11 protein-coding genes are annotated in these 13649 nt (G+C 40.0%); 3 read left to right on the plus strand and 8 right to left on the minus strand.

What is annotated here, in order from left to right:
- Positions 1 to 109 precede the first annotated feature (109 nt).
- Positions 110 to 709, minus strand: a complete 600-nt coding sequence (locus GLIP_RS15855; protein WP_008845681.1) for a PEP-CTERM sorting domain-containing protein — start codon at positions 707 to 709, stop codon at positions 110 to 112.
- A 207-nt stretch (positions 710 to 916) separates the two neighbouring features.
- Complete coding sequence (gene pssA, locus GLIP_RS15860; RefSeq protein ID WP_008845682.1) at positions 917 to 1711, minus strand: CDP-diacylglycerol--serine O-phosphatidyltransferase; 795 nt, start codon at positions 1709 to 1711, stop codon at positions 917 to 919.
- Positions 1712 to 2118: 407 nt separating this feature from the next.
- On the opposite strand from pssA, the gene xdp1 reads away from it, so the two are divergent.
- Both xdp1 and prsT read left to right on the plus strand, forming a co-directional pair.
- A complete protein-coding gene (gene xdp1, locus GLIP_RS15865; protein WP_008845683.1) occupies positions 2119 to 2949 on the plus strand; it encodes an exosortase-dependent surface protein XDP1 in 831 nt (276 codons plus the stop codon).
- 231 nt (positions 2950 to 3180) lie between these two features.
- Positions 3181 to 5961, plus strand: coding sequence for an XrtA/PEP-CTERM system TPR-repeat protein PrsT (gene prsT / locus GLIP_RS15870; RefSeq protein ID WP_153886355.1), 2781 nt, complete (start codon positions 3181 to 3183; stop codon positions 5959 to 5961).
- 75 nt (positions 5962 to 6036) lie between these two features.
- Here prsT and clpB read toward each other — a convergent pair whose 3' ends face one another.
- The 3 genes from clpB to rluD form a co-directional block, all read right to left on the minus strand.
- The gene (gene clpB, locus GLIP_RS15875) at positions 6037 to 8607 is read right to left on the minus strand and encodes an ATP-dependent chaperone ClpB (RefSeq protein ID WP_008845685.1); all 2571 of its coding nucleotides are present in this window, start codon (positions 8605 to 8607) and stop codon (positions 6037 to 6039) included.
- 147 nt (positions 8608 to 8754) lie between these two features.
- Complete coding sequence (gene pgeF / locus GLIP_RS15880) at positions 8755 to 9510, minus strand: peptidoglycan editing factor PgeF (protein ID WP_008845686.1); 756 nt, start codon at positions 9508 to 9510, stop codon at positions 8755 to 8757.
- On the minus strand, positions 9503 to 10486 hold the full coding sequence (gene rluD, locus GLIP_RS15885) for a 23S rRNA pseudouridine(1911/1915/1917) synthase RluD (RefSeq protein ID WP_008845687.1): 984 nt from the start codon (positions 10484 to 10486) through the stop codon (positions 9503 to 9505). The genes pgeF and rluD overlap by 8 nt, the downstream gene beginning before the upstream one ends.
- 232 nt (positions 10487 to 10718) lie before the next feature.
- Between rluD and GLIP_RS15890 the strand changes: the two genes are divergently transcribed.
- Positions 10719 to 11486, plus strand: coding sequence for an outer membrane protein assembly factor BamD (locus GLIP_RS15890; protein WP_008845688.1), 768 nt, complete (start codon positions 10719 to 10721; stop codon positions 11484 to 11486).
- Positions 11487 to 11570: 84 nt separating this feature from the next.
- Here GLIP_RS15890 and GLIP_RS15895 read toward each other — a convergent pair whose 3' ends face one another.
- From GLIP_RS15895 to GLIP_RS15905, 3 genes are read right to left on the minus strand one after another with little or no spacing between them, the layout of a single operon-like run.
- The gene (locus tag GLIP_RS15895) at positions 11571 to 12242 is read right to left on the minus strand and encodes a ChrR family anti-sigma-E factor (protein WP_008845689.1); all 672 of its coding nucleotides are present in this window, start codon (positions 12240 to 12242) and stop codon (positions 11571 to 11573) included.
- Positions 12235 to 12849 carry a sigma-70 family RNA polymerase sigma factor gene (locus GLIP_RS15900; RefSeq protein ID WP_008845690.1) on the minus strand — a complete coding sequence of 205 codons (615 nt, stop codon included), beginning with the start codon at positions 12847 to 12849 and terminating at the stop codon, positions 12235 to 12237. The genes GLIP_RS15895 and GLIP_RS15900 overlap by 8 nt, the downstream gene beginning before the upstream one ends.
- Before the next feature lie 58 nt (positions 12850 to 12907).
- On the minus strand, positions 12908 to 13489 hold the full coding sequence (locus tag GLIP_RS15905; protein ID WP_008845691.1) for an LON peptidase substrate-binding domain-containing protein: 582 nt from the start codon (positions 13487 to 13489) through the stop codon (positions 12908 to 12910).
- Positions 13490 to 13649 lie beyond the last annotated feature (160 nt).

Here is a 13649-nt window from a genome sequence, read left to right on the forward strand (position 1 = left end):
TTAATTGACGTTTAGCCCCCCTTCTTTTGGCACAGTATGGTGAAAACAAGCTCAAAAAAAAACCTGACAGTCGCCAGGCTTTTTAAATATAAATTTCTAGAAGATTAGTTTATTTAGCAGCGACTTTTCTGCGCACTAACAAACCTAAACCAGCAAGCATTAGCACTAGAGCTGAAGGCTCTGGAACATAAGTCACTTCACCTAGCGTTGTTTCACCAAATACAATTTCAAACACGTCTTCTACACCACCATTTTGGTCATAAAAAACCTCATCAAGAAGCAAAAAACCACCAAAAGAGCTGATATCTAGTGTTAATACATAATCAGGCATATCACCATATAGATTGAATACTTCAATCATAAAATCTAAACCTGCGAACGGGTCAAACGGGTTAAATCCAGCTACAACCGGTAAATCATATTGCACGCTTTCACTGTCAGCCATGCTTAACATTAGTGAGCCAACTGAAAGATCTAGTTCAACGCCTTCATTAAATAAAAATCCAGCATCGTCAGCAAGATCAGTATTGTAGGTTACCGAACCTATCATTTGCGGACCTTCAGTGATACCGAAAGGGTTAAAATCAGCGAATTCAACATTTGCGTAGATATCTTGTTGAATGATCGCCCCAGCGTTTGCTGAAAGTGACATACCTAAAGTAGTAGCGATAAGACCTGTTGCGAGCAAAACTTTTTTCAAATACTTCATACTAGTGAACCTTAATTATTGTTTTAAACGATGCCGTTCATATTTTTATTGTTATACGCCGGTCACAAACTAACCAGCGTGACCTCTGCCACTTAGTGAAGCAATTACTGAACCAACTTATTTTTATTATAATAATCAGTAATTTAATATTTAACTAAAGAATATGACTTTTCAGATCGTTAAATTTTTTGACAGTGAAACCGTCATTTATTTCTCAATATCTGACGACTTATCAGGCGAATCTGAAAAATCTGCATCCGACTCTTCATGATCACCTACTACATCTTCCAATCTAACTTTATCTACACTTCTAAAGGTGTTAATTGGGCCTGCTAAAGCATAAAGAGCAAAGACCAAAAACAAGACTAAAGAAGGTGCGGTGGCAACAATAACAAAAATTAACATAACGATTAAAATGCCGACAAAGGGCACTTTTCCATGCCAATCCACTTCTTTGAAGGAGTTATATTTAAAATTGCTGACCATTAACAAACCAGCTAATCCAGTAATAAACGCAACTACTATACCAAAGTCATCACCATTAACTTCATACTCGACACCGACCCAAACCATACCTGCAACAAGCGCTGCGGCAGCCGGGCTTGCTAGACCTTGGAAAAAACGCTTATCTGCAACCCCTAACTGAGTATTGAATCTGGCTAACCTCAATGCAGCTCCTGCAACATAGATAAATGCTGCTAGCCAACCGATTTTGCCTAAGTCACTTAGTCCCCAGTTGTAAGCGACCAATGCTGGTGCCATACCGAATGAGACCATATCGGCCATGGAGTCATATTCAGCTCCAAACTCGCTTTGCGTATTTGTCATACGCGCGACTCGACCATCAAGGCCATCAAATATCATTGCAATAAATATTGCTACTGCAGCAGCTTCAAACCTGCCGTTCATAGAAGCAACTACTGCATAAAATCCAGAAAACAAACCCGCTGTGGTCAGCAAATTTGGCAATAAATAAATACCTTTGCGTTTAGATTCTGACATTATTCCCCCTTCAAAATGAGCGCACAAGATAGCATAGTCCCTATTTAGCACAAAATACTAAGCAAACATAAATTGCTGTGTTTTTGTGGTTAAGGGAATCCTTTATTTAAATTTTCATACGTTCATCACGTTATACCTATACCGAAGAATGCATACTATTTAATTAATTTAATCTGTTAAATTAATTAAATAGTATGCATTTGTTACCTGATTTTTATTAGTCGCAAATCGTGCACAGGGTAAATTTTTTGGTGTCCAGTATTTTTACAACACAATGTTAGCGCACCATTTGAAATGAGTTAATACACTGAAACATATACATTTTTTAATTATGGTCTTGATTTTGCTTAACAACGACCATTAGTTGGCCAAAAGCCATCGAGTTTTAGAGTTGTAGGACAAAAAAGATGATTAAAAGATCAATAGTAGGAATTTTCGCATTAACGTTTGCAGGTTATGCTGCAGCCGGCACGACTACCTATACTACGCAGACTTGGAATTTTGGTTCAAGCAGTAGTTCGGCAAACGTCAGCGGCAACGAAGTTAATCTAACCGAAGGCACGATTGGTGTAACGGCGACCGCATGGTCCTCAAGTGGCAATCCATCATACGGTCATCAGTCATCATGTGGAACCGGTCCAGAATGTAACAGCGGCAACGTTGCCTATGATCAAGACCCGTTCATTGAACGTGCAACATTGACTCAGTACAACGGAAGTGGTCTTGGAGCCATTAATTTAGATGAAGGAGATAGTTCCCCTCATCACGCAGTAGATAACAAAGGTAGCAACACTGGTTGGATTGATTACGACATGGTGTTGTTCGAGTTCGATACTGCAGTCGAATTGACTGGTGTGAGAGCTGGATGGACTAGCAATGATTCAGACGTCAGTATTTTAGGCTACACAGGAACTGGCTCTCTTGGCTCTACACCATTTTCATCAAGCACCAAATGGAGCGATTTGATGTCTGATGGTTGGGGTTACCAAACTGACAAATTTAATATTGGCACCAACACTGCGAATATCTCTCCAGGGTTTGAATCAAAATATTGGTTAGTGGGTGTTTACAACTCTGTATTTTCTGGAAATGCAGGCGATAGCAACTGGGACTCTGTAAAAATCAAAAAACTGTACACCCGTAAAGGTGACTCGCAGACTCAAGTACCAGAACCAGCTACTTTTGCACTTTTATTAGCCGGTATGGTTGCGGTTTTCAGACGTAAACTATCTGCTTAAAAGATTTCTTATGCAAAAAAAGACGGTTCGCCGTCTTTTTTTATGTCCAAAATTCAGTGAAATTGAATAAAATACTCGCACAATATTAATGGCTAGCGGTATAAAGTCATTTAGCTTTGCGGTATCTTGTTAGCAAATTTTATCACAATGCCAATTGATTAGTTGTCGTTCTCCATGAATTGGTATTGTCCTTTAGTAACACAATAAATAGAGAGATCTTACGTGGTGAAATTGGCCAAAATTGTAATGTTAGCTACGCTGCTTTCAGTAGGTAGTCCAGCTATTGCACAAAACAGCAGTGAATATTACGAAAAGGCGTTAGCGTCATTTGAAGAAAAAGATTTTGAAACTGCTTATATACATCTTAAAAACAGCTTACAAAAGAATGAAGATAACTTGCCCGCTAAAATCCTGATGGGAAAGGTTTTACTAATTAGCGGCTATATGTATGAATCAGAAGAAATATTAGAAGAAGCTTTAGCAATGGGAGCCGACCCAAGTTTAGTCGTAGATACATTGGGAAAAGTATGGCTATACACTAAGCAAAATGAAAAAATCATCGATAGTGAATTTAAAAATCTTACGCCTAAAAGTTTCAATGAATGGCAAATTATCGTAGCCACAGCTCACTTAAATTTGAAAAATGTCGAGGCTGCAAGACAAGGCTATGAATTAGCGTTAAAAAATGACCCTGCCAATATTAGAACACTGAACGCGTTAGCTTCCCTAGAAATGCGTGACGAAAAGTTCGAAAAAGCAAAATCCTATTTAGAATTATCAATTGAACTGGAGCCAGAAAACACTCAAACCTTGCGCATTTTTGGCGATCTTTTTTTGTATCAAAAAAAACTAGATGAAGCGATTAAGTATTACAAACAAAGCTATGCATTAGACTCAGATGACCCAATTGTAAAGCGTTCATTGGTCACTGCTCATTTGCAAAATCAAGATACCGAATCGGCTAAGCAATTGCTGGATGAAATTTTGCAGCAAACGCCTGGTGATCCTACAGGGATGTTGATGAAAGCATGGCTTTTGGCTAAAAACCAAATGAGTGACGATGCCGCTAGAGAACTCGAAAATCTCAGCGCACAGTTAGCGGGACTAAGTGAAGAGGCGCTGCAAGAAGATCCTTCTCTTTTTTACGTCAGTGCTTTATCTGCTTTTGCTTTGCAAAATTATGTTCAAGCGAAGTCATTTTTTATTCAGTACCTCAATTTTGTTCCCAATAATGTTGAAGCTGTCGCTTTGCTTGCGCAAACACATGTAAAGTTAAACGAACCAAAACCAGCTTTAGAAGCAATGCAGCGTCACGAAAGAGCGCTAATGGTTAAACTCGACAATGCATTGTTGCTGGCCGATTTATACTTAGCAAACGATAAAGTATTCAAGGCCGTGGAGATCAGTGAAAAATTAAATGAGCAGTATCCTGATAATCCGGATGTAGCTTTATTAGAAATAAAAACCCTAAAAGCTCGCGGCAAACTGGAGCAAGCTTTAGCACAACTAAATCAGTCTAAATATGCTCAAAATAATATTCGCTTTATTATTATGCGTAGTGAATTGTTTATGCAAATGGGCAAAGTGCAGGAAGCTGATGAAATTGCAGATTTTTTACTTGAAGCAGCACCTGATAATATTGATTTTTTAAATTTAAAAGCGGCAATTCAAATTCGCCTGCGCGACTATGCACAAGCAGAAGTCTTTTTAGATAAAGCGTTAGCTATCAATAGTGAACATTTCTCCGCTCAATATAATAAAGCGAATCTATTAAGCTCCCGAGGTGAACATAAAGCGGCGCTAGAAATAGCAGAGAAACTCAACGCAATTCAACCAGATCAAGTGAGTATTCTGACGCTTTTAGCTCGTTGCCAGTTAAATGCAGATAATCAAGAGAAAGCAATTAAAAACTTACAGCGAGTATTACAAAAAGACATTAGTAACCTCAATGCACTCGAATTATTAGCAACGATTTATACCCAGCAAGGTGAGCTAGAAAAGGCGATTAGACAATTAAATGTTGCAATTAAAACTGAACCTGACGCTGCTGTTTACCAAATGCGTCGTGTGGACTTGTACATCGCATTAAAACAACTTGATCGCGCTGAACGTGAGCTCAAAAAAATCAGTTATATGGTACAAGACGATCCAGTTGGCTTAGTTGAATTGAGTAAGCTTCAGTTTAAAGCAGGTTTATTTGATAATGCCAAACAAAGCATTGTTTCCGCCTATGAGATACTCCCTGACAGCCTGTTTCTAGCAACTGAATATATCCGGATGCACTTATCTACTAATGACTTAGATAAAGCCAGAGACATGCTCGACAAATGGTTGAAGTCGAACCCTCAGGAATCAAAGTTGTTTATTTTGTCAGGTGATGTAAATGTAGCCGCAGCAAATTTAGCAGCTGGCTCAGAAGACTACCTTCGTGCTTTAGAGGTAAACAGCATGGACCGCAGCGCATTGTTTAAACTTTATCAATTGGCATCCAGAGGAGTAAATAAAGATAAATTTGAAAACTTAGTGTTGAGTTTATTAGAACAGAATCCGGACCAGCACTTTCAGCGAAATATGCTAGCTGATTTTTATGTGAATCAGAAGCGTTTGGAAGAAGCATTACCACACTATAAAAAGTTAATCACCGTCGACGCTTTACCAAATAAAGCATATATGTTGAATAACTTGGCAAACATTTATATAAGTCGAGATTTGCAACAAGCCAGCGAATATATTAATGAAGCTCTGAAGCTTGGCGTTGAGGATGCTGCACTATATGATACCCAAGGTTGGATTAAATCCTTACAAGGAAATTTTGAAGAAGGATTGACGATATTACGAAAATCATTCGCGATGAATTCTAATGATCCGTCAAATCAATATCACTTAGCCTATACATTGCAAAAGTTGGGAAGAACATCCGAAGCTAAACATTCACTGGATAGAGCTCTTAATTCAAATCAAGAATTTATGGAAAAAGATCAAGCTGAGGCACTGAGAACACAGCTAAAGTAATACAAAAAACGCCGACATCAAAGTCGGCGTTTTATCTTCATTAAATTAAGTTGTTACCTAATCAACGATACAACACTAATTAATCGTTAACTCATCATCTTTTGCGTCGATTCGAATTGTACTATCCAATGCCATATCGCCTGCTAATAAGCGTTGTGCCAATGGGTTTTCGATTTCCATCTGAATTGCTCGTTTGAGTGGCCTTGCCCCATAAACAGGATCGAAACCAGCAAGCGCAATCTTCTCCAACGCGGCCTGTGACAACTCCAACTTAAAGCCTTTTTCCAGTAACCTTTGACGCAATGATAAAAGTTGTATTTTGGCTATTGCTTTAATTTGTTCTAACCCGAGTGGATGGAATACCACCACATCATCAATGCGGTTAATAAACTCAGGGCGGAATTGTTGCTCAACCGTGCGCATCACCAACTCTTTCATTTCCTCGTACTGACTCTCTTGATGTTTGTCTTGAATCACATCAGAGCCAATATTCGAGGTCATGATAATCACAGTGTTTTTGAAATCTACTGTACGTCCTTGACCATCTGTTAATCGTCCATCATCCAATACCTGCAACAAAATATTGAATACATCTGGATGAGCTTTTTCCACTTCATCTAACAATATAACTGAATAAGGCTTCCGTCTAACCGCTTCGGTTAAGTAACCCCCTTCTTCATATCCGACATAACCTGGAGGAGCACCCACTAATCGAGAAACAGCGTGCTTTTCCATAAATTCTGACATATCAATACGTACCATGGCCTGCTCAGTATCAAACATAAAACCAGCAAGCGCTTTACACAGTTCAGTTTTACCGACACCAGTTGGACCTAAAAACAAAAAAGAACCAATCGGTCTATTCGGATCAGACAACCCAGCCCGTGAACGGCGAATAGCGTTGCTTACTGCATTTACAGCTTCCGTCTGGCCAATTACTCTATTTTGTAATGACTCTTCCATGCGCAAAAGTTTATCTTTTTCACCTTCCAGCATTTTGTTTACCGGAATTCCGGTCCAACGCGAAAGCACATCAGCTATTTCGATTTCAGTCACCTTGTTTTTCAACAATTGCGTTTCGGTTTGCTCTGCTTCTGATGCTTGTTCGAGCTTTAACTCAAGCTCTGGAATTCGGCCATATTGAAGCTCCGACATGCGGTTTAGATCTGACGCCCGTCGCGCTATTTCCATATCAAGTTTTGCCTGTTCAAGTTCAGACTTAATATGTTGTGTGCCTTGCATCGCACTTTTTTCCGCTTGCCAAATAGCTTCAAATTCAGCGAATTTATTTTCCGCTTGCTCACGCTCCAGTTCAATCAATTCCAGGCGTTTCTGACTGGCCTCATCCTTCTCTTTCGAAAGCGCTTGTTCTTCCAGTTTTAACTGAATAATTCGGCGTTCAAGGCGATCCATGTCTTCTGGCTTAGAATCCATTTGTAAGCGGATACTAGACGCGGCTTCATCGATCAAATCAATTGCCTTGTCTGGTAACTGTCTATCTGAAATATACCGATGCGACAGCGAAGCAGCTGCCACAATAGCGGGATCAGTAATATCAACAGAATGATGCAGCTCGTAACGTTCTTTTAAGCCTCGTAGAATAGCAATCGTGTCTTCGACGCTGGGCTGATCCACCAGCACTTTTTGAAAACGACGCTCTAATGCTGCATCTTTTTCAATGTATTGACGATACTCATCCAAGGTCGTCGCCCCCACGCAATGCAACTCTCCGCGGGCTAAAGCAGGTTTGAGCATATTACCGGCATCCATTGCTCCTTCACCTTTACCAGCACCAACCATAGTGTGCAATTCATCGATGAATAATATGACTCTACCCTCTTCTTTGGATAGCTCATTCAACACGGCTTTCAAACGCTCTTCAAATTCTCCTCGAAACTTAGCTCCTGCCACCAAGGATCCCATGTCTAATGACAATACACGTTTATTTTTAAGCCCTTCAGGTACTTCAGAGTTGATAATGCGCTGCGCTAGCCCTTCTGCGATAGCGGTTTTACCCACACCAGGCTCACCAATTAATACTGGATTATTTTTGGTTCGACGTTGTAAAACTTGAATGGTACGACGTATCTCATCATCCCGACCGATAACGGGATCTAACTTGCCTTGTTCAGCACGCTCAGTTAAATCTGTCGTATATTTTTCCAGTGCTTGGCGCACATCCTCAGCATTAGGGTCCGTGACTTTCTGACCACCACGCATGGTCTCAATCCCTTTTTCTATTTGAGGTTGAGTGATCCCTAACTGGCGAAATATATCACCTAATTTGCCTTTATCCTCCAAAGCTGCCAAAACAAATACTTCAGAACTGATATATTCATCTTTTCGCTTCTGAGCAATTTTGTCGCTCAAATTTAGCAATACAATCGAGTCTTTACTCAATTGTACATCACCGCCTATACCATCGACACGCGGTAACCTTTCTATAGCTTCAGCAAGTGAAGAACGTAATACATTGACATTAACTCCAACACTATCAAACAAGGGCCGAATTGATCCCCCTTGTTGGTTAAGTAAGGCTGTCATCAAGTGCACTGGATCGATATATTGATGATCTCTACCCAATGCAATAGATTGTGCGTCAGAGATTGCCATCTGAAATTTACTGGTAAATCTATCTAATCGCATAAAATTTCCTCGAAAATGATTTACCAATTTAATGGGTACTTTTAATCGTCAATTCAAGCAGGATTTGAATATAGATTGATCCAGATCAGCAATTTGATGTGCATAAACATCCCCCAAATTTGGGTAATGCTATGAAAAATAGGAAATTTATTGTAGATAAATGCCACAAACAAAACGACCTGTATGAGTTTGACCGTTATGTTGAGCGAATCGGTGTGAATAAAAGTCAGAATGGTGAACATAGGTACAGATACCACTTTCAATGACACTATTGACTTGCATAGATTTACAAATGTGCCCTGCAATATGCGCCAAACTGCACAGGTACTTGCCTGGTTCTGCATCTTTTTTAAACGCTTCAGGGTATTCTGAGAATACCTGTTTTAAATCTTCAGATACTTGAAAGTGCCGTTGTGAAATATGGGGGCCTATCCATACCATTAACTGGTTAGCTGGTATTCCCATGGAATGAATTGTATTTTCGATTATGCCGTTGGCTAATCCGCGCCAGCCTGCATGAATTGCTGCAACGCAACTACCTGCAGTATCTGCGACCAAGATAGGCAAACAATCTGCCGTCATGACAGCACAAACCATATTTTTCTCAGTGGTAAAACTAGCATCCGCTTTGGCAGACTCCAACGGTAAAAAGTAATCCTCAGTAATTCGAATACAACGTTTACCATGCACTTGGGTTAGCCATGCGGTGGATTCAGATAGAGGTAAGTTACCCCGATTAGATTGCACGTCAGCAGGATTGTCGCCTACATGTGCGGCCAAATTGTTACTGTCATAAGGTGGCTGGCTCGCGCCTCCCTTACGTGTCGTATAAAAAGCCTTAACCCCAGCGGGTAGATCCCAATGAGGCGTTCTTATTGGGCTACTTAATACAGTATCAATCATCATCAAACCCGTGTTCGGCGGTGTCTTCTTTTAGTACGGAAAGTAACTTAACCATGTCATCTGGTAATGGTGCCTGCCAACTCATCCACTCGCCGGTCGTAGGATGCGCTAACTCTAGCTGAATAGCATGTAGCGCCTGACGCTTGAACCCGCGTAACATGTTAATCATCGCTTCAGAACACGCTTTAGGTAAACGTGGTCTACCGCCGTATAGCGCATCTCCAACCAATGGATAACGAAGATGAGACATATGCACACGAATTTGGTGAGTTCTGCCCGTTTCCAACTTTAATCTAAGATGGGTATGTGCCCTAAATTTTTGTTTAATACGGTAATGTGTAGCGGCTGGTTTTCCCGTTTCTCGCACTGCCATACTTGTTCGTTTAGTAGGGTGGCGGCCAATAGGGGCATCAACAATCCCACCAGCGACCATAGTGCCATACACAACAGCTTCATATTCACGACTAATTTCACGGGCTTGTAATTGCTCGACTAAGTGGGTTTGTGCTGGCACCGTTTTAGCGACAACCATCAGGCCTGTGGTGTCTTTATCGAGACGATGAACAATGCCTGCCCGCGGCACACTAGCTACTTCAGGTGCATGACTCAATAGAGCGTTTAATACTGTTCCGTCGGCATTACCTGCTCCAGGATGGACAACCAAATCCGTTGGCTTATTAATGACTAAGATATGTTCATCTTCATAAACGATATTTAATTCGATATTTTGCGCTACATGATTTTCTTGCTTTTCCAGCACAGCATCTAAAGAAACTTGTTCTCCACCAAACACTTTTTCTCTTGGTTTATCACATACGGTACCGTTTAAACTCACATTTCCAGCCAAAATCCATTCTTTTAAGCGAGATCTTGAATAATCAGGGAACAATTCAGCTAAAGCTTGATCTAACCGTTTACCAACTAACGTTTCTGGCACATCTGTGGAAAGTTTTATCGCTTGGGGATCGATGGGCATGTATATTTGAGTCCTATAAGATCGATTAAGTATATAAATTTCCGCATGTTACGATTCAATTCATAAATTGCGGCTTAAAATGCAAGTGCCAGGTATCACGATTAGGTGATTTGCAACAAAACGTGCATCCCATGGATCCCTAGGGTAGAATGCCTCGGATCGATGGATTACTGAAAACAAAGTTTAGCGGATTTTTAACGTCGGCTAAATCCCTGTATAGAATAAGAGTAACATGACATTTAAAAACACATTCTACAAACTAATCATTTTGATTTCTGTTGTCACTATGTACGGCTGCTCTTCGTCACCTGATGATGACGATATTTTGATAGGCAACCGAAGTGAAAGTGCGCTGTATGATCAAGCAAAAAAGAATATGTCGCAAGGTAATTTCAACGTTGCAACTGAAATATTGAGCACACTGGACTCCCGCTTTCCATTTGGTCCTCACTCCCATCAAGTGCAACTAGACCTTATTTATTCTTATTATAAAATTGGTAAAACCGAAGAAGCGATTGCTACTATCGACAGATTTGTACGACTCAATCCAAACCATTCTGACGTTGATTATGCGTTATACATGCGCGGATTGACCAATTTGGATGCTGATAAAAACTTGTTTCAAGAGCTTGTTGGCATAGACCGTTCAGATCGAGATCCAAGCAAATCAAGAGAAGCATTTGCAGATTTTCGACGTTTAATTAATAAGTTTCCAGACAGTAAATATGCGGCGGATTCTAAAAAGCGCATGGTCTTTATTAAAAATAGATTGGCGAAATATGAAATTGCCATTGCGCGTTTTTACATGCGCCGTGAAGCATATGTAGCTGCGGCTAACCGCGGTAGATATGTGCTTGAATATTTCCCAGATTCAAGCGAAATTCAAAATGCATTAGAAATAATGGTGGAATGTTACGACCAATTGGATCTCGATGAATTGAAAAACAACGCGCTAAAAACGTTGAAACTGAACTATCCAAATAGCAACTATATTAGCTAGCCTGACATTGCGATAGCAAAAACGGTGGTATACAAAAAACGCGCTATGATTAAATCTCAGCGCGTTTTTTGTTTGCAGTCCTTTTTAAAAGAATAGATGACTAAATGGATTGAGAAGCCTAGCTATTCCTGAGGTGAAATGTAATGGGGCATCAACAATGCTGAAGACTAAACATCCTTCGCTTGCCTCCGAATGGGGAGCATGTGTATTGTCGCTGTTCATTAAGATAAAATCGCCAGTGTCATAATGCGAAATACCATCGCTAAACTCACCATCAATCACTAGGGTTAACTCTGTTCCTCTATGGGTATGTTCAGGAACACGTCCATTTTTTTGCATGAAAATGAAGTGCGCTTTCCCTATTGGACCTAAATCAACTGGTGCTTGCCAAAGATTGCCTAACAAGTGCGACCAATTACCGGTTTTATCAACATAACGTTTCAGCGCTCTAGGCACAGCAAATTTTCGTCCGTCTAACTCAATCATACTCTCTTTGGGTGTTGCAGACGGGCTCTCGGAAACCGGTAAACATGTGATATCAGCTAACATTGAAGCAAATTCTTTAGGCTGATTAGCCGCAATATTTATTTGATCTTCAAAGACTGCTTTTGCACTGTCACTCTCTAACCGCGCTACATGCTTTTGACATTTCCCACACATATCAATATGTGCTGAAATCACCAAAGCTAATGCTGGCGAACTTAGCCCCTGCGCAAATTCGCTTAACTGCTCTTCAGTGGGGTGATAATTAATCATCGTCTTTAATCAACTCTTTTAAACGTTGTAATGCTAATCTGGTTCGAGACTTGACAGTACCTAAGGGTATATCTAATTCGAGGGCAACTTCTTGCTGGGATTTCCCTTGTATATAAATGGCTTCAATCACTACTTTTTGTTTTTCAGGTAGAGATTCAAACATGGTGTTAATTTGTTGCAATGTCATTTGTTCTTCAAGTGTCACTTCGTTCGCATCAGCAGTATGCTCACACAATATTGGCCAAAGGTCGTCGGAACAAATATCTTCTTTACGATTCTGTTGTTTACGCAACATATCAAAGCGTAAGTTCCTAGCAATCGTAAAAATCCACGTCGAAGGTGAGCCTTTGTCTGCATTAAAAAGATGCGCTTTTTGCCAAACGTTTGACATCGTGTCTTGTACCAATTCCATTGCCAATGCTTCATTGCCAGTCTGTTTTAAGCAGTAGGAACGTAAGCGTGGAGCAAAGTAATTAAAAATTTCGGCAAACGATCGTTTACACCTTTTATCCGCCACAGTAACAAGAAACTGCGACATTTCTTGCGCACATTCTTTGGGCTTAGGTATGTTTGCATTATTTGACTGCAATGGAATTCCGACTAGCATGCGTACTTTCCTGGCTTCGTTCTAGTTTAAGGTTTGTACGCATTTAAATGGATAAGGATCACTCTACCAGTTGTGATAAAAATTCCAAAGCAGGTAAACAGTTTTTTTGTTGTAAAAATGATTGCTTTTGTTCTGCGTTAACCGGAAGAAGTTCTAACCATCGATAAATAACCCATACAGGATTTGTAAAATCAGCGTTAGGATAAAGCGCGTTAACTTCTGGGTACTTATCAAAAACTTCTTTTAGCTTTGTATCAATAATGGTTGTTTCGGTTGTAATTGGATCTGAAGACCAAATTTCTAATCGCTTACAATGCCCCACTCTAAGTTGATCTTTTTCGGTAACAATCGAATCAACGTGAACACAATAGTGCGCTCTAATCGTAATACCAAGCAGACCATCTTCTAGTAAATTAAAGTCCTCGACGGTGACGTATGTCCCTATCGGGTAAATGTGCTGATTTTTTTCTTTATTGCCCATTGTGTTCAACATACATATAACAAAGCCCGTTTGCTGCGCACACGCTTCTTTAACCATACGTACATATCTTGATTCAAAAATTCGCAGAGTCATTGCACCACCTGGCAATATGTGAGCAGACAATGGGAATAGCGGTGCTGTGAACGTTTCTGAAGCCAATTTGAAATTCCTTTGTTGCTATCTTCTGTTGGTACGACACGTTCGATATTTTAGATCGATAAAAAAACATGTAAGCATTTTTGCAACAAAAAATGATCCCATTAAATCAACATTCAGTATTTACCTTAATACTTCGGCCACTTAGTTAGCTTGCAAAGAA

The organism is Aliiglaciecola lipolytica E3 (assembly GCF_000314975.1).
GTDB classification, from domain to species: Bacteria; Pseudomonadota; Gammaproteobacteria; order Enterobacterales; family Alteromonadaceae; genus Aliiglaciecola; species Aliiglaciecola lipolytica.

What these genes read in the sequence shown, in the direction of transcription:
- GLIP_RS15895 (WP_008845689.1), bottom strand. Translation starts at nt 12,242, where the DNA reads ATGATTAATTATCACCCCACTGAAGAGCAGTTAAGCGAATTTGCGCAG.
- pgeF (WP_008845686.1), bottom strand. Translation starts at nt 9,510, where the DNA reads ATGATTGATACTGTATTAAGTAGCCCAATAAGAACGCCTCATTGGGAT.
- xdp1 (WP_008845683.1), top strand. Translation starts at nt 2,119, where the DNA reads ATGATTAAAAGATCAATAGTAGGAATTTTCGCATTAACGTTTGCAGGT.
- pssA (WP_008845682.1), bottom strand. Translation starts at nt 1,711, where the DNA reads ATGTCAGAATCTAAACGCAAAGGTATTTATTTATTGCCAAATTTGCTG.
- GLIP_RS15900 (WP_008845690.1), bottom strand. Translation starts at nt 12,849, where the DNA reads ATGCTAGTCGGAATTCCATTGCAGTCAAATAATGCAAACATACCTAAG.
- GLIP_RS15855 (WP_008845681.1), bottom strand. Translation starts at nt 709, where the DNA reads ATGAAGTATTTGAAAAAAGTTTTGCTCGCAACAGGTCTTATCGCTACT.
- GLIP_RS15890 (WP_008845688.1), top strand. Translation starts at nt 10,719, where the DNA reads ATGACATTTAAAAACACATTCTACAAACTAATCATTTTGATTTCTGTT.
- clpB (WP_008845685.1), bottom strand. Translation starts at nt 8,607, where the DNA reads ATGCGATTAGATAGATTTACCAGTAAATTTCAGATGGCAATCTCTGAC.
- rluD (WP_008845687.1), bottom strand. Translation starts at nt 10,486, where the DNA reads ATGCCCATCGATCCCCAAGCGATAAAACTTTCCACAGATGTGCCAGAA.